At 47.4% G+C, this 17,171-nt stretch carries 17 protein-coding genes; 14 read left to right on the top strand and 3 right to left on the bottom strand.

Annotated features, from left to right (window positions below; all coding sequences use genetic code 11):
- Positions 1 to 87 precede the first annotated feature (87 nt).
- The 7 genes from choW to GCE9029_RS16215 all read left to right on the top strand — a co-directional run bounded on the left by choW (position 88) and on the right by GCE9029_RS16215 (position 8,902).
- On the top strand, positions 88 to 936 hold the full coding sequence (gene choW, locus GCE9029_RS16245) for a choline ABC transporter permease subunit (protein WP_062664767.1): 849 nt from the start codon (positions 88 to 90) through the stop codon (positions 934 to 936).
- A gap of 2 nt (positions 937 to 938) precedes the next feature.
- Positions 939 to 2,129, top strand: a complete 1,191-nt coding sequence (choV, locus tag GCE9029_RS16240; protein WP_062664765.1) for a choline ABC transporter ATP-binding protein — start codon at positions 939 to 941, stop codon at positions 2,127 to 2,129.
- Between the two features lie 327 nt (positions 2,130 to 2,456).
- Positions 2,457 to 3,434, top strand: coding sequence for a hypothetical protein (locus GCE9029_RS16235; RefSeq protein ID WP_062664763.1), 978 nt, complete (start codon positions 2,457 to 2,459; stop codon positions 3,432 to 3,434).
- Between the two features lie 69 nt (positions 3,435 to 3,503).
- The gene (locus GCE9029_RS16230) at positions 3,504 to 5,276 is read left to right on the top strand and encodes a hypothetical protein (protein ID WP_062664761.1); all 1,773 of its coding nucleotides are present in this window, start codon (positions 3,504 to 3,506) and stop codon (positions 5,274 to 5,276) included.
- Between the two features lie 127 nt (positions 5,277 to 5,403).
- Complete coding sequence (locus GCE9029_RS16225) at positions 5,404 to 6,588, top strand: MerR family transcriptional regulator (RefSeq protein ID WP_062664759.1); 1,185 nt, start codon at positions 5,404 to 5,406, stop codon at positions 6,586 to 6,588.
- Positions 6,589 to 6,591: 3 nt separating this feature from the next.
- Complete coding sequence (locus tag GCE9029_RS16220) at positions 6,592 to 7,128, top strand: GNAT family N-acetyltransferase (protein ID WP_062664757.1); 537 nt, start codon at positions 6,592 to 6,594, stop codon at positions 7,126 to 7,128.
- Between the two features lie 175 nt (positions 7,129 to 7,303).
- Complete coding sequence (locus GCE9029_RS16215; protein ID WP_062664755.1) at positions 7,304 to 8,902, top strand: methyl-accepting chemotaxis protein; 1,599 nt, start codon at positions 7,304 to 7,306, stop codon at positions 8,900 to 8,902.
- Positions 8,903 to 8,969: 67 nt separating this feature from the next.
- Here GCE9029_RS16215 and GCE9029_RS26545 read toward each other — a convergent pair whose 3' ends face one another.
- From GCE9029_RS26545 to GCE9029_RS26360, 3 genes are read right to left on the bottom strand one after another with little or no spacing between them, the layout of a single operon-like run.
- Positions 8,970 to 9,671, bottom strand: coding sequence for a beta/alpha barrel domain-containing protein (locus tag GCE9029_RS26545; RefSeq protein WP_062664753.1), 702 nt, complete (start codon positions 9,669 to 9,671; stop codon positions 8,970 to 8,972).
- Positions 9,661 to 10,689: a 4-hydroxythreonine-4-phosphate dehydrogenase PdxA gene (gene pdxA / locus GCE9029_RS26540; protein ID WP_062664751.1), complete on the bottom strand. Its 1,029-nt coding sequence runs from the start codon at positions 10,687 to 10,689 to the stop codon at positions 9,661 to 9,663. Before pdxA ends, GCE9029_RS26545 begins: the two co-directional genes overlap by 11 nt.
- Entirely contained in the window at positions 10,676 to 11,821 is a 1,146-nt protein-coding gene (locus GCE9029_RS26360; protein WP_063856912.1) for a four-carbon acid sugar kinase family protein, read from the bottom strand. Before GCE9029_RS26360 ends, pdxA begins: the two co-directional genes overlap by 14 nt.
- 146 nt (positions 11,822 to 11,967) lie before the next feature.
- Between GCE9029_RS26360 and GCE9029_RS16195 the strand changes: the two genes are divergently transcribed.
- From GCE9029_RS16195 to GCE9029_RS16165, 7 genes are all read left to right on the top strand, one after another.
- On the top strand, positions 11,968 to 12,846 hold the full coding sequence (locus GCE9029_RS16195; RefSeq protein ID WP_062664747.1) for a LysR substrate-binding domain-containing protein: 879 nt from the start codon (positions 11,968 to 11,970) through the stop codon (positions 12,844 to 12,846).
- 142 nt (positions 12,847 to 12,988) lie between these two features.
- On the top strand, positions 12,989 to 13,429 hold the full coding sequence (locus GCE9029_RS16190) for a hypothetical protein (RefSeq protein WP_062664745.1): 441 nt from the start codon (positions 12,989 to 12,991) through the stop codon (positions 13,427 to 13,429).
- 543 nt (positions 13,430 to 13,972) lie between these two features.
- Positions 13,973 to 14,314 (top strand): GFA family protein, encoded by a 342-nt coding sequence (locus GCE9029_RS16185; RefSeq protein ID WP_062665736.1) that lies wholly within the window; start codon positions 13,973 to 13,975, stop codon positions 14,312 to 14,314.
- Positions 14,315 to 14,628: 314 nt separating this feature from the next.
- Complete coding sequence (gene bufA2, locus GCE9029_RS16180; RefSeq protein WP_062664744.1) at positions 14,629 to 14,910, top strand: BufA2 family periplasmic bufferin-type metallophore; 282 nt, start codon at positions 14,629 to 14,631, stop codon at positions 14,908 to 14,910.
- A gap of 22 nt (positions 14,911 to 14,932) precedes the next feature.
- Positions 14,933 to 15,760: an MNIO family bufferin maturase gene (gene bufB, locus GCE9029_RS16175; RefSeq protein ID WP_062664742.1), complete on the top strand. Its 828-nt coding sequence runs from the start codon at positions 14,933 to 14,935 to the stop codon at positions 15,758 to 15,760.
- A complete protein-coding gene (locus GCE9029_RS16170) occupies positions 15,757 to 16,521 on the top strand; it encodes an HvfC/BufC N-terminal domain-containing protein (protein ID WP_062664741.1) in 765 nt (254 codons plus the stop codon). Before bufB ends, GCE9029_RS16170 begins: the two co-directional genes overlap by 4 nt.
- A 122-nt stretch (positions 16,522 to 16,643) precedes the next feature.
- Positions 16,644 to 17,165: a GNAT family N-acetyltransferase gene (locus tag GCE9029_RS16165; protein ID WP_082804365.1), complete on the top strand. Its 522-nt coding sequence runs from the start codon at positions 16,644 to 16,646 to the stop codon at positions 17,163 to 17,165.
- The last annotated feature ends 6 nt before the right edge of the window (positions 17,166 to 17,171 follow it).

Below are 17,171 nucleotides of genomic sequence, written 5' to 3'. Positions count from 1 at the left end.
CCAACTGCATTTCGCAAGCAGTAAACGCGAAAGCAGGTGCTGGGCTGACCATCAGCCCAGCACATCAATATGGATTTTGGAGTACACATGAACTGGATTACAGATAATAAAATTCCACTCGGCAGCTACATGGAAAACGTTGTCGATTGGCTAACCTACAATGCAGCGGGCTTTTTCGACGCGCTTTCTATCTCGCTTGAATGGCTGATTCTTTCCCTCGTCGATGTGATGCAATGGTTCCCACCGTATGTGCCTATTGCGTTGACTGCGGGCATCGCCTGGCTGCTTCACCGACGCGTTTCGCTGGTGATTTTTGTTGTTGCAGCGCTTCTGCTGATTTTGAATCTGGGCTACTGGACGGAGATGATTGAAACCTTCGTACTGGTGCTCACTGCGACCATGTTGTCGGTATTACTGGGTGTGCCGCTGGGTATTCTCGCTGCACATCGACCTTGGCTGTATACCTTTATGCGCCCGGTTCTGGACTTAATGCAGACCATACCAACGTTCGTTTACCTGATCCCAACGCTAGTGTTGTTCGGTCTGGGTGTGGTGCCGGGGCTAATTTCTACGATTATCTTTGCCATTGCTGCACCTATCCGCCTGACTTATCTCGGTATCCGCAGTGTGCCAGAAGAGTTGATTGAAGCAGGCAAGGCTTTTGGTGCGACGCCGACCAAACTGCTGTTCAAAGTTGAACTCCCTGCCGCCATGCCAAACATCATGGCAGGCATTACCCAGTGCATCATGTTGTCACTTTCAATGGTGGTCATCGCGGCGCTGGTAGGTGCGGACGGTTTGGGCAAGCCTGTTATCCGCGCTCTGAATACAGTGAACATCTCGCAAGGTTTTGAGGCAGGACTCGCGATTGTATTGGTCGCCATTATTCTCGACCGTCTCTGCAAAGCGCCAGCTTCACAAGGTAAAGAGGGTTAATCATGAAAGCAGTATCGATTGAAAACCTCGACGTGATTTTTGGTCATGGGCTTGAACGAAGCATCACCATGCTGGACGAAGGTAAAACCCGCCAGGAAATTCAGGAAGAGACTGGCAACGTGGTCGGTGTCAGTAACGCCACCATTTCTGTCGACGAAGGCGAAATTTGTGTGTTGATGGGGCTGTCCGGCTCTGGTAAATCCAGTTTGCTGCGTGCTGTGAACGGCTTAAATCCAGTGACCCGCGGATCTCTGAAAGTACGTGATGGCGAAGAGATGGTGGAGCTTAACGGCATTGATGCCAACAAGCTTCGTGACCTACGCTCACACCGCGTTTCCATGGTGTTCCAGAAGTTCGCACTGATGCCTTGGCTCAGCGTGGTAGACAACGTCGCTTTTGGCCTGGAAATGCAAGGCATGGCTAAAACAGAGCGTCGCAAGCGCGCCATGGAAAAGCTGGATATGGTTGGCTTAAGTGAGTGGCATGACAAGCTGCCGCACGAGCTTTCTGGCGGCATGCAACAACGCGTAGGCTTGGCACGTGCTTTCTGTATGGATAGCGACATTTTGCTGATGGATGAGCCTTTTTCAGCCCTAGACCCACTCATCCGTAACCAGCTTCAAGATGAGTTGTTGGAGCTTCAACGTAAGCTGAACAAGACGATTCTTTTCGTGAGCCACGATTTGGATGAAGCGCTGAAAATAGGCAATAACATTGCCATCATGGAATCAGGCAAAATCATCCAGCATGGTAAACCGGAAGACATTGTGCTGCGCCCAGAGACTCAGTATGTCGAAGACTTTGTGGCGCACACCAATCCGCTGAATGTTCTACGTGGTCGTTCTTTAATGACTGCCATTGGCGATCTAGAGCATCGCGACAATATGGTTATGCTTAACGAGATGGAGCAGAGCAGACTTCAGTTTGATAGTCAGAGTGCATTGATCGCAGCGTATCGTGGTGAAACAACCTTGCCGATCCTGACGTGGGATGGCGAAAGTGATGCTTGCTCGTTGCCGAAAGATGTCATCGTGATGGCGAATGCGGATATTTCAATGCGCAATGCGCTTGAAATTCGATATCAGACAGGTTTACCTCTGTTATTAACGGAGAATGACCGAGTGATTGGTGTATTATCTGATAACGATTTTTATCATGCACTGCTAGGGAAGCATTTTTCCAATGCGGCATAATTAATAAATATAATTGTAATAAGCGGTCAGACAATGTCTGGCCGTTTTTTGTTTTACGCTTGTATAATATAAATTAGTTTAACTATAAACTTTGTGGTTATTAAAAAGAAGATGTCTTGTAAAATTAACCTTGGCTAAATAATGAATGTCTTAAAATAATACAAATACCATACCTACACTGTACTTAATTACTAGTACGAAACTATCAATTAACTCCCAAAGCCCCTGCCATACCCATTTTTTTCTTATAGGTGCATTACATTTTTTGTGCCTTGAATTTTTAAGGTAAAACCAAAAGTTAGATTTTAATAATATTAGGAAATTATGATGAATATTAGGAAGATAGGGGGACTGCTCTGTGCAGCAGTACTCTCGATTTCATCGTTTCAAACTCAGGCAGTGGGCCTCTATGCGGGGCAGGTACTTAATAAATCACATCGTGCAAATACTCATAACGTCGTGAAAAACTTCGTGGAAACACGTAAAGGTTTTGGTTATGTGGAGTTTACCGGGGGAAAAGTGATTGGTAATACCGACAATGAGTTCAAAGTGACTGTGGGTCCCCACAACACCACTTTGGGTTCTGTGCTTGGCGGTGTTGACCTGAACTTTAATCCTGAAGAACTGAATTGCGTCCGTGGTTTGCATCTTTCACTCAGTGTGGGCAGTGACGTTCCGTTATCACTCAGCCCAACGTGTGACGCGTTGTTACGTGCTGATATCAATCGCACAATCAGTCACACAGTGGCAGAAGCAGAAGTGCCTATTCCTGAGGTGCCTATCGATCCAGCCGGCGTGTTCCGTCTCGGAGTGAAAGTCGGTGCGGCGTTAAAAGTTGGGGCTGATTTTGCTGCAGGTCTTGAGGTCGGTGGCTTCGATAAGCCTAACAAGCCAATCGAAATCAATGGTCAGCGTCGTCCGGACTTTGTGTATGCCAGTGTTCGTCCCTTTATTTCTGGGGATGCGACAGCAAAAGGCTACGCCAGCTTAAATCTTCTATTTAAAACAGTTGAAAAAGGCGTTAAAGGTTCACTGACCTTAATTAATGCGGGCACAAAAGCTTACGCTGAAGCAGGTATTTCCTACGAGCCTGACTGTGAGTGTGATCAAACAAAGGATTACCAGTATTACACCAAGCTTAAATGGGATGCGAGCGCTAAAGGCGGTAATGGGAAAATTGGATTGTATTGCGACGTTAAACTATTTGGCCTTGCGCGAATATTTTATGCAGAAACTGATCTAATTAGTTGGTCGCCGATTTACGAGTTTAACCACACGATTTATGAAAAAACGGCTTACTTCTAATTATTAATATTTATGGGGGCACCAAAGGCCAATAGACTCTGGTGCCTCCTGTTTTTGAATGGATAAGTCATGAACAAAAATATCGTTTTAATTTCTCTGATTGCCTGCTCAGCGGTAGCCGCATCTTTTGTATGGTTTGATACAGAGTCAGAGTCAGAGTCAGAGTCAGAGTCAGGGTCAGAGAAAACATACGTCTCGTCAGAGGTGAATGCTACAAGTGACGTGGTCACTGGATTGATGGAGGTTTCTCCTGACGAAAATAACGCTTCATACTCCGCACAAAACAGCGAACAAGCCCCGACAGTTAGGGCATTTAAGGCGGTAGTGAAGTCCAAACTTTCAACACAGCAAGCCGTTTTGGCTGATTTTACCAATGTACTGAGTTTTGAACTCGACATGGAAGGGGGAGTGCCAAACAAAGGCGTTATGTTTGACGTGAAGTTTGAGTCAGAAGACCCCAATACTCAAATCCCGCCATATCTGGGGTTCACTTTCAAGTACCGTGATGGCGCATTCAAGGATGTTTCCATGCTCGGTTTAGAGCCAATGCATCCGCTGAATATGATGACAGCATTGCTTCAGCAGTTTTCTTACTACGAGGGTATTCAGAGCCTGCAACTGCCTGATGGCACTCACACTTATCTCTATCAGATTAATGGCGACGTGGTCACTCGTCAGAAAGCCGCGGACATTGGCAGTTCTGCAAGCTATCAAACATTGGCTGACAACGACAGTTGGCAATTAACGTTAGACAAATTTGCTTTTCCCTCAGAGCTCAAAAACATCACTGGAAAAACCATTGCGATGGATGGGAATGAGCTGAAATTAGAACAACAAATTCTCATTAAACCTATCGAACCGAAAGGAACCTTGTTTGCTTCGGCAAACTACAATGCAGGCGCGAACAGTCAGTACCGAGTGGCCCTGAATGACACCACGCCAGATGTGGAAGTGACCGATGAAAACTTTATGGAGGTCCTGGTAGCGTTCGACGCGAACCCGACGTTGGATACTGCGAAGGTACTTGGGGTCTACTTGGTGAATCAGGGATGGGGCTTTGTGCGGGATTTACTGACCTCAGAAGATATCACCGACAGCATGCGTTCCAGTCTGATCTTTGCCCTCGAACGCTCTGGAGAACAAGAGGCGGAATACGTGTTGTCCTCCATTATTGAAGATGACGCTTTAGCGGAAACGGATCGTCTTCGAGCGATAATGTCTATTTCTAAAATGGGGGAGATTAACAGCCAGGTTGCCCTCAGCACGCTTCAAAACATGCTCACCCATTCCAATAGTCTGTTGGCACAAACCGCCATGCTGAACATCGGTATATTGGGTAAACAGAACCCAAGGATGACCAATGAAGTCACAGGGTTTCTTGCCAACAAGCTGGCTTCAAGTGGTGCGGGTTACAGTGAACTGTTGGCTATCGCAAACCTGGGGAATGCAGAGCTCGACAACCGTGTGCTGCCATATCTGGAAAGTGAGTATGCTGATGAGAGGCAAGTAGCAGCCAAAATGCTGAGCCGGAATCCAGAAATGCAATCAAGGCTGCTGACTCAAATGCTAAATGACGGTCACCCTAGTGTGGTGAAGGCCATTACCTCAGGTATTGAAAACAACAGCCAGAATCTGAAGCTTTCAGAAAGCTACCAAGCGGAACTCAGGAGCAGGATTGATTCACCGAACATACTGGCACCCACCCGCGACCTTTTGTTCGCTTTTCTCGCAAACAATGCCCAACCAACAGCTTTGAACAAATCCATTGCAAGAAAAATTCTGGAAACACCAGATGTGTCGGCGTCTACACTCGCGCTGGCTCAGGATTTGATAAGCCGCTAAAACTCACATCATCGATTAGGCGCCGATTTCAATATCGGCGTTTTCTTTTTCTCCCAAAGAAATCTTATTGACCTGTCTACAGCTTTATAGTTTAAGGTGGCGACATTGATGGGCATAGGAGGCGAGCATGTACCGTATTTCCGAGCTGGCGGATTTGGTTGGATTATCCCGCACGGCGCTGCTTTATTACGAAAAGCAGGGACTGATTCAGGGTAAACGTCTGGAAAACAGTTACCGCGTTTACAGTGACAAAGATGTTCAACGCGTCCGCCTGATCCAGAAGCTTCAGGCTGGTGGTTTAACGCTAAAGGAATGCAAAGCATGCCTGAATGCCAAGGTCGATCGTGAGCTGCTGCAGAACCGTCTGCAACAGTTAGATGAAGAGATCGCGCACAAACAACAATCGCGACAATTGTTAGCAGCACTGCTGGGTGAAGGGGACTTAAAAGCCTGGCATGAGTCTGTCGACAAAATAGCGCCAGACGCGCATCTCGAGTGGTTAATAAAGCAGGGCTTCAGTGAAAAAGAGGCGCTGCACTTGAAATGGTTATCAAAAGACATGAATGAACATGATCGCTATATGGCCGACTTTATGCGTGTTTTCGAAACGTTGGATCGTTGGGGTCCGGGTTCGGAAGAGGAAACACTTCGCGCGCTCAGTAGTGTGAAGACTTCGCCGAAAACATTGCTTGAAATTGGCTGTGGCAAAGGCATTGCGACGACTGTGTTGGCAAAACATACCGACGCAGCGATTACAGCGCTGGACAATGAACCTTCTGCGCTCAACCGCTTGAATGAACGTGCAGCAGAGCTAGGTTTTTCAGATCGCATTACAACCGTTAACGCCAGCATGACCGAATTGCCTTTCTCTCCAGAAAGCTTCGAGCTGATTTGGGCGGAAGGTTGCGCCTACATCATGGGGGTAGAAAATGCGCTCAAACAGTGGCGCAAAGTACTCAAGAATGACGGTGTTTTGGTGTTAAGTGATTTGGTCTGGCTGACAGAAACACCAAGTGAAGAAACCGAAATATTCTGGCTACGGGAATACCCGGATATCGACACAATTGCCCAGCGTGAAGCCCAAGCAAAAGCAGGGGGTTACGAAGTATTGGAGAGTTTTACCCTTGCACCAGAAGCTTGGGAAAACTACTTCAAGCCATTGGAAGAAAGAGTAAATGCACTGAAAGCAGACATGCCGGAATCAGCGGCGCTTAAGGATATTCAGACTGAACTGAACATCTACAACCGATATTTGAACGAGTTTAGTTATCAGGTCTTTGTGCTTAAGAAGAAAGACCTTTTAGGAAAATGAAACATGAATTACACCACATACCAAAAGACCGATATCGAAGGGATTATCGAGTTGTTCCAAACGACATTTGCTAATTCTGAAGGTGAGGCAGAAGGAAAAGTGATTGGCGCATTTGCCCGCGAAATGATGGAAACCACGCCTAAGGAAGATTTACAGGTATTCATTGCCAAAGACGGAGAGAAAATTGTGGGTGGCGTGATGTTCTCAACGCTCTCGTTGGAAGACGACAAAACAGCCAAACTGCTTTCACCAATGGCCGTGAGTACAGAAGTGCAGGGGAAGGGTATTGGGCAGGGGCTGATCAACCATGCATTGGCAGTGCTGAAATCTGAAGGTGTTGATATTGCAGTGACCTACGGCGACCCTAACTTCTACAGCAAGGTAGGTTTTGCACAAATCAGCGAAAACATAATCAAAGCACCGCTTCCGTTAAGCTTCCCTGAAGGGTGGTTGGGGCAATCGTTGAATGACGAATCATTGGAAGCTATTCCGGGACAATCTGGCTGTGTTTCAGCACTGAATAACCCAGAACTTTGGTAACCAGAAAAGCGCCTGTGAGCGCTTTTCTTTCTATGCGATACATCTCCAAAGAGAAAATGTGATTCATATCGCATGGCAATCCGTAAATCTCACTAGTGATAATTTTGTAACCAATGTGAAATGTGGCGCTACTAGGCTTACCCACAAATGAAGTAGGTAGGTGATAGGAAACACTATGAGCGTACGTCAGCGATTGCTGGTTGCATTCACACTTTTTCTCGCGTCAACGATAGGACTTGGCAGTTTGGCGCTGTGGATTTCATCCCGTTCGACTGAGGCGTATTCGGAATACGTGAACGAACAGCTCCCTGAAGTATGGGCCCTCATGGCGCTGGAAAGGGATCATCGAGACCTCTCAACCCTTTCTCAAAAGATTAAAGCTCAGCTCCTGTTCTGGGGCGAAATCACACCGCAGTTTGAGAACTTCCAAGCAAATTACCAAGCGAGCTGGGAGCAGCTCTATCAGCATCCTTCTCTCAGTGAATGGGTTCACGCCAACGAGGAAAACAAAGAGAAAGTTGATGCTTATGTCACTAAGTTATCCCGCGCGATTAAAGACAAAAGCTTCTACGACGCTGGGCGAGTGGTCGACTTTGATTTGTATCCCGCTGTAGACCCAATGTTAGCCGCGATAAGTGAAAAGCTGGCGGAGCGGCGCGAATATGCAAATATATCTGCAGGTGGACTGATCGCCTTTTTACAGCAGCAGTCGATGTTCATCATGGCTGCAATCGGTATAGCGACCATTGTCGCCGTGATCCTGATGCTGTGGCTGCACCACACCGTCATCATTCGTATGAATAGGATTTCCACGGCGCTGACCAATATTGATACGGAATCTGATCTCACTGTACGTCTTGAAGACCATTACAAAGATGAAGTGTCAGCCATTGTCCGAGCATCCAATAATTTGCTGGAGAAGTTCAATCATTTCGTCACGCACATTCACACCAGAACCGGGGAGCTGGATGAGCAATCCGGTACGCTTGACGGCCAAAGTCATAGAGTCTCGGATATTAACAAAGATACTCAGTCACAAATCAATGAAGTGGCTCAGTCTTTGACAGTTATGGAAACGGCGACCTCAGACATCGTGTCGGCAGTTAACAACACGCGTGAATGTATCGGCAAAATGGCCAAAGACAATGGTGATCTTCAGGCGCAGATGACCGCGACAGAGAAGTCGATTACCTACAGTGTTGATTCTGTTGGCAAAGTGGCAATCACGATGGAAACTCTGAGAGCCACCAGCGAAAAAATCTCTGGGGTAACTGATGTGATTGAGTCCATTGCTGAACAAACCAACCTGTTGGCGCTCAATGCGGCTATTGAAGCCGCACGTGCTGGCGAGCAGGGCAGAGGGTTTGCTGTTGTCGCAGACGAAGTTCGTAGTTTGTCGAAACGTACGTCTGAATCGACGGGTGATATTCGGAACTGGATTAACGATCTGATTTCACAGGTTGAAGCTGCAAGCTCACTACTGAGTGAGACGAAGGTGGCGAGTGAAAACAACCAGCAGGCGAGTGTGCAGCTTCAACAATATCTCAGTGAAATGCACCGCACGTTTGAAGGCTTGGAACAACTCAGTGCAGAAGCCGGCGTGGCGCTGACTTCCCAGCACCGCGAGATAGAGCAACTGACAGAGCGAAGAAGGGAGTTGAAACGCGGAAGCCAGTCATTGACTGATGCCATCAACACCACCAGTCATGTCAGTGGTCAGTTAAGTAGTCAGTCGAGCGAGCTGTCTAAGCTTACAATGCAGTTTAAGACCTAAACCAGTCAATAAAGCTGACAAGCCTGCATCAAGCAGGCTTGTTAGTATCAATAATTTTCCCCTGTCGCTATCCAGTCGGTCTAGGGGATTGCTGAACTTCCAGACATGCCTTGGAGATGGCGCTGACCTGACCCTGCAAGCCCGGCTTCTCTGATCGAAATGCACCAGCAAAGGCCGCCGTACCCACTGTGAAGCCTGAGGCACCTGATTGGTATACCGCCTCAATTCGTTCTTGGTTACCAATACTCCCCGCCATGATGACCGGCTTTGATGATGCTTCACATACTCTGCGCATTAACTCGGGTACATCTCCTGAAAAACGGTATGCGAGCAAATCTAGTCCGTCGACCCCATCGATCGCTGAAATCTCTTCTGCATGCTGGGCAATGCTATCGACACTGCCGCTTAGGATACTTGGATGTCCTTGTATTTCTCCTGCAAAAGGGTAGTACTTAAGGGGGTGGTTTCTCACCAATGGAGCGACCAGTTCCGGCCTGGTTCCACCAAGCAGATAATCGACATTCAAGGTCATCGCCGCTTTCGCTGATCGGATTTCACTTTCCTGATCCAAACTCACCACTTCCAGATAGACAAACGCTCCTGCCTGACGAATGTCCTCAGCCAGCAACTGCAGCTCTTCAAGAGGCAAACCGACATCTTTGAAGCCAATATGTATCGCCCCGCCATCAATCACCTCTTTAACTCTCTCACGAGCGTCAGAGATGGTTTTGTCGTTCTCTGTCAGCATAAAGATAAAATCAAAACTCATGATGGCTCTCCTCTAGTTGGTTCAGTGTATCTCTGTTTTGTGATAGTTGATGGGCGCATCGGATAGATGCCAATAGGCTGGAGGGGGAGGCGATACCTTTACCTGCAATGTCGAACCCTGTTCCGTGGTCTGGGCTGGTGCGGATAAAGGGTAATCCGAGCGTGACGTTCACGCCTTCATCTAGCCCCATGTACTTCACCGGTATGAGTCCCTGATCGTGATATTGGGCGACGACGATATCGAATCTTCCTTCTCTGGCCTGCATAAACACAGTGTCTCCGGGCCAAGGACCAGAGACATTGATGCCTTTGCCCTTTGCGTATTCGATAGCGGGAGTGATGATATTCTTCTCCTCATCACCGAAAAGCCCGTTTTCTCCCGCGTGCGGGTTTAGACCTGCGACCGCAATGCGAGGAGCCGGAATACCAAACTGAATACAGGCGTTATGAGCCAGTTCAATCGCACGGCATTGCGCGTTGAAATCAGCCTGCTCGATGGCATTTCGCAAGGAACAATGCACAGTAACGAGCACGGTTTTGATGCTCTCATTTAACAGCATCATGGCCACATCATCTGCTCCGCCATAATCTGCAAAGATCTCGGTATGACCGGGGTAAGGCACCTTGGCAAGATTCAACGATTCTTTGTTGATGGGCGCTGTTACCACAGCAGCAACTTCGCCATTTTTTGCTAACTCGATGGCTTTCAAAATGGCTTTAAAGGCTACTTTTCCGCTGTCGCCTTGTACCTGGCCTACGCGCGGGTGTTTGTCGAGTTGACTACTGACCAGCAGGTTCACAATGCCTTGTTGATGTCGAACCTCACGAGGGTGAGCGACTACATTTAGCTTCATTTGAGGCTGGTAAATGGCCAATGCCGACTCGATGACGGTCAGGTCTCCGATCACCACGCAACTAGGCAATGGTTCAGCGCTGTTCAGGGCTTTCAGAATGATTTCTGGCCCGATGCCGGAAGGATCGCCCATGGTAATAGCAATCGGTTTTTCATTCGCTAACATGACGTTCTCCTGTGTGCTTGAATCCGAATTGATGAATGGCATTTTTCAGGGAATCTGGCTTGCCAAATCCCCCTGCTTTTATGCCAATAAGAAAAGGTGTTTCTGAATGGGGTAGAACAGCGTGGCAAACCGGAAAGCCTTTCTCCAACTGGTGACACAGCGTCATAGCGGTCACGCCAATGCGATCCAAAATCGCACGGGAAGTCTCACCACCCGTTGCAATTAGCCCGTCATAGCATGCGATAGAAATAAGACGAGCCGCTTTGTTTGCTAGTGTGTGTAACACCTGATTTGGATCCGCGTTTCTTGTTGATGGTGTGGCGAGCATAGCGAGATCATGTGTGTGGAAATTCTGTTCTTCTAAGCCAATGGATGTGCATTCAAGCTGTGCCTTTTGCTGGTGGCTAACTTCGTTTGCACTGCCTATCACTACTAACAACTTGGAAGCCTTAAGGGGAAACGAACTCTCAGAGGGTTGACTCTCAAACCTTACGGCCAGCGCTTGAGCCAAGCCTGGCGAGCCGACCCAAAGCATCTTTTCTGGGTTAGGGAAACGGCTGACCAACAAATCCAGTGCAGATTGAGAGTTGGCATCCAGAATGAGCACCTTGTTGTTCGTCAATGCCTCATTAACGGCCTCAGAAGATGCGTCACCCGCCAATACCGCGATATTGCCAATATCTGCGGAAACGAGTTCAACAATCGACGACGTAAGCGCTGGGTGAAGTAGATCTAGCCCGTAATTGGATTCAGCAACAGGAATGCCATTAACGTACTGAACGCCAGCTCTGGTTACGCGCCCAGCGTCCGGAAAGGCGGGGGCAATAACAAGATGCTGTTTTCTACTGGCATCAAAAGCGGCGTGGATCTCCGCTTTGATATGTCCACGCAAAGTGGAATCGATAGTTTTGATGACCAGTTCATTTTCTCGCGCCGTGCCAGCTGCCTGTTTGGTTATCTCATAAGCCAACTGTTCGGTCAGGCTACGAGAGTTTGTGTCGATAGAGACGACTTCTGCATTTGAATTATGGTGATAATTAAGCACCACTTCGCAATGCTTTCCCTTTTCATAGAAAGGGAGAGCTGCATCTGCAGCGCTTGTTAAGTCATCAGCAATGATGCGTATCTTCATTTACTTCTTACCTCTGCTATAACCATGGTCAAATGCTAAGGCAATGCGGCAGAGACGAATATCGACAATAACTGACAAGTATTGGTGATTTATAATCACCAATATTGCTAAAGTGAAAAAGAGATCCCGAAGCGTTAAGGAATGACATGAAACGGAGAGATATCCCGTCTTTGGACGACTTACGAGCTTTTGAGGCAGTGGGCAGATTGGGTTCTGTCAGGGCCGCGGCAGACGATTTGGCCCTCACTCATGGTGCGGTCAGTCGCCGCGTCAGCAAGCTTTCAGAAGACATCCGAGTGAGTTTGTTGGAGCCTGTGGGAAGAGGCGTAAAGCTAACTTCTGAAGGGGAAAAACTGTTTGGATTGATGCAAGGGTTCTTTGAAGACCTGGCCGACACACTAGAAGAAATCAGAACACCAACCCCTTCACCACCTGTGTTGCTATCTTGTGAGCGCTCGGTCGCGATGCATTGGCTTATCCCTCATCTCAGTCAGTTTCAGGATTCTAGGCCAGATATTGAAATCAATCTTTCCGTTGGCGGAGGGCATTTTGACTTTAAGCGGGATGGCATCACGTTAGCGCTTCGAAGGATGGATTTCAGTGTTGACCCGCGTTGGAAGGTCGAGCCGTTGTTTGAGGAAGAAATGGGTCCCGTGATGACGGAAAAACAGCGTGAGTTATTTGAAAAAGGTGATTACGTTGCCTTGTCCAGTAAAACCCGTCCAGACGCATGGCGAGACTGGTTGGCTCTCTGCCCGGACGCGAAACCTCCTCGTGAATACCGTTTTCTTGATCACCATTTTCTGATGGTTGAATCGGCCGTGAATGGTTTGGGTGTGGCGATATGTCCAAAAGTATTAGCGATCAATGAGCTTAAAAAACAGCGATTGGTTAGCCCTTTGGGTTTTTTCAAAGACGGTTCTTACTACGGGCTGTTGTATGAGAGCAATAAGCCATTAAGCAGCGAAGCGACCGAGGTTAAACGCTGGCTTAAATCCTTAGGGAAGTCTTTAAACGACGATTAATGCATGCCAAACCCTGGTACGGGTAAGAAATGTAAACAGGACATATAAACGAGAGCTGGCGTGTATTTTGGTTTTCAACAGTAGGAGGTTGTTGAAAACTTCGTCACTATTGTCTGAATTGATGCAAACAAGGACGATTAAGATGCTCAAGAAAATTGCGATAGCAGCAGTGAGTGCAATGATGATGTTGGCAATGCCAGCTAAAGCCAATGTTGATGCGTTTGCGACTTGCATGGTGGATTCGTTGAATGGCAAAGAGCGCAAGCAGCTCGCACAGTGGGTGTACTTCGCGATTGCGGCGCACCCAGAAATGGCACCTTTCGCAAAGGTGACAGATAAAGACCGTGACGTTTCTGACAAAGTGATGGCTGATTTGGTCAACCGGCTGTTGATTGAAGATTGCTCTGAAGAATTAGTTGTTGCCTTTAACCAAAATCCTTTGGCGGTGAACCAGGCATTCGAGTTTGTCGGGAAAGTTGCCATGCAGGAATTGATGACCAATCCAGAAGTCATGGCAACCATTTCCAACTATGCGGAGCATCTGGATCAAGAGAAACTAAACGGATTGTTGAGCGGGCAATAATCTCATCGAACATGCTCCGGAATTTTCCAAACGCGAAAAGCTGCAGCGACTACTTTTGATTGGTTGTGGCGGCTTTTTGTTGTTTCTGACTGCGCAATTTTGGCTGTTTCCGATGATAGACAACTTCGCTGAACGCCCACATTGCTATTCGATTTTTGGCATCCAACTTGTTAACTACTTTTGGTATCTCGTTTTTGTCGGAATACCTTTATCGATACCCATTCCCACGATGTTATTTATCCCGTCTGGAGTGAGAGGGTGGAAGCAGGGTCAATTCCCGCCAATAGGTACAAAGGTCTTCCGTCGCACACGTATTAGAATTGGTGTTCAGGGGAAGCTTTTCTCAGTGTTCCAAATATTGCCTTCCGTGGTGGTGTTGGCGCTGTCAATTTGGGGCTATTTTCAGGCCTCAGCATTATCTCCAATAGATTTGAGTCAATTTGACCTGTCCTTATGTGAAAAATGAGCACCTGCTTCCGCGCTAAAACCTCTGACGGCGCTAACCTATAAGCTTGCATGGGATTAGAGTTGGAAGAACTTATGATGGAAGTCCAATGCCATTGTGGCAATGTATCAGTGACTGCAGATTACCCACCCACAGAAGTCACCCAATGCAATTGTTCAACCTGCCGACGCTACGCAGCTGCATGGTCTTACTATGCGCCTGATGAAGTTAGCGTTTCGGTAAGAGAGACACCTACCCAAACCTACTGCTGGGGCGATGAGGATATCGAATTCCATCACTGCCCGGTTTGTGGTTGCATCACTCACTATGTCACCACGCCTAAATGTGCCGCCAAAATCGTTGCTATCAATATGCGTATGGCTGACAACGGCATACTGGAAAAACTTCCCGTTCGATACGTCAATGGTGCCAGTTTCTAGGGCCTGTTGACCACCAAAGGTCAACAGACCCTAACTTTGCCATTGTCTCAAATATTCTCTCTTTTTAGTCATTTTATTAAGAAATTAATGTATGAATTGATATTCATAATGAAATTTTTTCAAACTTTTTAATTTATATAAAACAGTGAGATATCGCTATATTTGGCGCAAAATTTATTCATCCGCGAAATATTCACGAAAATGCTTGGGTCTGTTTGAGGGAGTTAGACATGCGTCTTAACCTCAAGGTAACCGAACACCCGTGAATGGACAATTTGTCGGTTACCCAACCTACAAAAACTGGAGTACAGACAATGAATAAGATTGAAAAGAGCGCCACTTTTGCATCAGTAGCACTGGCAGTAGCAATGAGCGCAAGCGCGTTTGCAGCAGAATCACCAGCAGGTAGCACTGGTGCTGCAATCGGTGCTGGTGACAAAGTTCACTGCTACGGCATCCACTCTTGTAAAGGCCAATCAGACTGTAAAACTGCAGAGCACCAGTGCAAAGGTCAAAACGCATGTGGCGGCCACGGTTTTAAAGCGATGCAAGCGAAAGAATGTCTGGATAAAGGCGGCGTAATCTCTGACGTCTAATTGATTGACTGGAGTGAATGAAATGACTTCGAGCTTTGGACTGGGTTTACGCACTCAGCATTACAACGATTTTCTGAATGCACGACAACCTGTCGATTGGCTGGAAGTAATTTCTGACAACTTTATGGTCAATGGCGGTAAGCCATTGGCCATTCTCGACCGCATCCGCGCTGATTACCCGATGACTATGCATGGCGTTTCCATGTCGATTGGTTCGGTTAATGGCCTGGATGAAGACTATCTAAAACGCCTCAAAGCGCTCGAGCAACGAATCGAACCCATGTGGGTTTCAGATCACCTATGTTGGGGCGGCGTCCATGGACGCAAACTTCACGATTTAATGCCATTGCCATTCACGCAGGAAGCGCTGGATGTGGTGGCTAGAAATATTCACCACGCTCAGGATGTTTTGAAGCGTCCTTTGGTGGTAGAAAACGTCTCAAGCTATGTTGAATTCAAAGATTCAGAGATGACTGAGTGGGAATTTCTGAGCGAGATTTGTAATGCGACTGGCTGTCAGCTTCTGCTCGATATCAACAACATCTATGTCAGTGCCTTCAACCACGGATTCTCTGCGTTTGAATTTATTGACGGCGTACCCAAGGATCACATTTGCCAGTTCCATCTCGCCGGCCACCAAAACAACGGCGACCACCTGATTGATACCCATGACCACCCGGTTTGTGCAGGTGTGTGGGATTTGTATGAATACGCGCTAACCCGCTACGGCAATGTACCGACCATGATTGAACGTGACGATAATGTCCCACCTTTGGGTGAGCTTTTGGATGAGTTGGATGTCGCACGCAAGATTGCAGCAAGCGCTTTGAAAACGGAGGGTGCAGCATGAGTCTTCAATCCCTTCAGGACAGCTTTCAAACCATCGTGCTTAGCCAGCAATGCACTGAGGCTGACTGGGTAAACGAGAGGGCAGGCAGTCTACCATCAAAAGATCGCTTGGCGATTTACTACAATGCTTACCGTATCCGACTTATCGATGTTTTGCGCGACAACTTTGAACACACAGCGGTCTACTTAGGCGATGATTGGTTTAACCAATTGGCTGCGGACTACGTACAAACTCACCCTTCGACTTACAACAACATTGGCTATTACGGTCACTTGTTTGCCGCGTTTATTGCAAACCAGCTTCCTGATGATCTGGAAGTGGCAGAGCTGGCGGAACTGGATTGGACGCTGAGAAGAGCGTTCGACGGTGAAGACAGTGATGTGCTGACAATGGAAACACTTCAGGTAAAGGCAACCACCGATCCAGAAAATATCCAACTGTTTGCTGTACCGACACTGACCTTAACCACACATACCTGCAATACTCTCGATATCTGGCATGCCATCGACAAAGAAGAAACACCACCAACCGTTGCGCCATTACCTCAAGCTGTCGATGTACTGGTTTGGCGAAAAGGGCACTCTCCACATTTCCGAAGTGTTTCGCCATTAGAATCTGCCGCTATTTCCATGATTCAGAAAGGTGTGAATCTCAATGATCTCGGCGCACATCTACAGGCGCAGTTCCCTGATGTCGATGTGTCCGTTGAGTTTGGGCAAATGCTGCATCGTTGGATTGGGGATGAGGTTCTCATCGCATAGGTTTTTTCTCAATAACTATTGAATTTGCAAACCACATCATGAAGCTTCTACTGTGTATTTTCTAACTGAATTGATTCATACCAAAACAGTTAAAAGATACCGATACATAGCAGGAGTTTGTGTTGTTGCCCCAACCTCAATTAGAAACCAAAAGACTCGTCCTTCGTCCTTTCACCCTGAGCGATAGCGAAATCGTTGCTAAGTTAGCGGGCGACAAACGCATTACGGATATGACCGCCAATATTCCCCATCCTTACGAATTGAACATGGCAAAGACTTGGATAGCGACTCACCAAGCCCAATGGGAGTCTGGAAAGGGTGTCGTCTATGCGGTCACGTTGAAAAGCGATCAACAGCTTATCGGTACCGTCAGTTTTCCTAGTATTGAAGAGGGCGTAGGCGTTTTAGGGTACTGGATTGGCGTACCTTACTGGGGAAATGGCTATGCTTTTGAAGCGTCTCGTACGCTGGTAGATTTTGCGAAAGAACACCTCGGCATGAAGTACTTGGAAGTCATGCACCTTGAAGAGAATCAGCAGTCCCAGTCTGTTATTCGCAAACTGGGTGTGGAGTATACTGACACGCGAACCAATCGCATGCAGGGCAAAGACCGCCGAGTGAAATACTATCGATCTGCGCTTTAGTCATCG

The sequence above is a fragment of the Grimontia celer genome (assembly GCF_900055185.1).
GTDB classification, from domain to species: domain Bacteria; phylum Pseudomonadota; class Gammaproteobacteria; order Enterobacterales; family Vibrionaceae; genus Enterovibrio; species Enterovibrio celer.
Note: the sequence above shows the minus strand (reverse complement) of the source record. Positions and strands in the feature narration are given on the sequence as shown.

Excerpts from the sequence above, each read along its gene's own strand:
- GCE9029_RS16195 (WP_062664747.1), top strand. The coding sequence starts at position 11,968 with ATGAAACGGAGAGATATCCCGTCTTTGGACGACTTACGAGCTTTTGAG.
- GCE9029_RS26360 (WP_063856912.1), bottom strand. The coding sequence starts at position 11,821 with ATGAAGATACGCATCATTGCTGATGACTTAACAAGCGCTGCAGATGCA.
- GCE9029_RS16170 (WP_062664741.1), top strand. The coding sequence starts at position 15,757 with ATGAGTCTTCAATCCCTTCAGGACAGCTTTCAAACCATCGTGCTTAGC.
- bufB (WP_062664742.1), top strand. The coding sequence starts at position 14,933 with ATGACTTCGAGCTTTGGACTGGGTTTACGCACTCAGCATTACAACGAT.
- GCE9029_RS16190 (WP_062664745.1), top strand. The coding sequence starts at position 12,989 with ATGCTCAAGAAAATTGCGATAGCAGCAGTGAGTGCAATGATGATGTTG.
- GCE9029_RS16235 (WP_062664763.1), top strand. The coding sequence starts at position 2,457 with ATGAATATTAGGAAGATAGGGGGACTGCTCTGTGCAGCAGTACTCTCG.
- GCE9029_RS16185 (WP_062665736.1), top strand. The coding sequence starts at position 13,973 with ATGGAAGTCCAATGCCATTGTGGCAATGTATCAGTGACTGCAGATTAC.
- GCE9029_RS26545 (WP_062664753.1), bottom strand. The coding sequence starts at position 9,671 with ATGAGTTTTGATTTTATCTTTATGCTGACAGAGAACGACAAAACCATC.
- GCE9029_RS16230 (WP_062664761.1), top strand. The coding sequence starts at position 3,504 with ATGAACAAAAATATCGTTTTAATTTCTCTGATTGCCTGCTCAGCGGTA.
- bufA2 (WP_062664744.1), top strand. The coding sequence starts at position 14,629 with ATGAATAAGATTGAAAAGAGCGCCACTTTTGCATCAGTAGCACTGGCA.
- choW (WP_062664767.1), top strand. The coding sequence starts at position 88 with ATGAACTGGATTACAGATAATAAAATTCCACTCGGCAGCTACATGGAA.
- choV (WP_062664765.1), top strand. The coding sequence starts at position 939 with ATGAAAGCAGTATCGATTGAAAACCTCGACGTGATTTTTGGTCATGGG.
- GCE9029_RS16215 (WP_062664755.1), top strand. The coding sequence starts at position 7,304 with ATGAGCGTACGTCAGCGATTGCTGGTTGCATTCACACTTTTTCTCGCG.
- GCE9029_RS16225 (WP_062664759.1), top strand. The coding sequence starts at position 5,404 with ATGTACCGTATTTCCGAGCTGGCGGATTTGGTTGGATTATCCCGCACG.
- pdxA (WP_062664751.1), bottom strand. The coding sequence starts at position 10,689 with ATGTTAGCGAATGAAAAACCGATTGCTATTACCATGGGCGATCCTTCC.
- GCE9029_RS16220 (WP_062664757.1), top strand. The coding sequence starts at position 6,592 with ATGAATTACACCACATACCAAAAGACCGATATCGAAGGGATTATCGAG.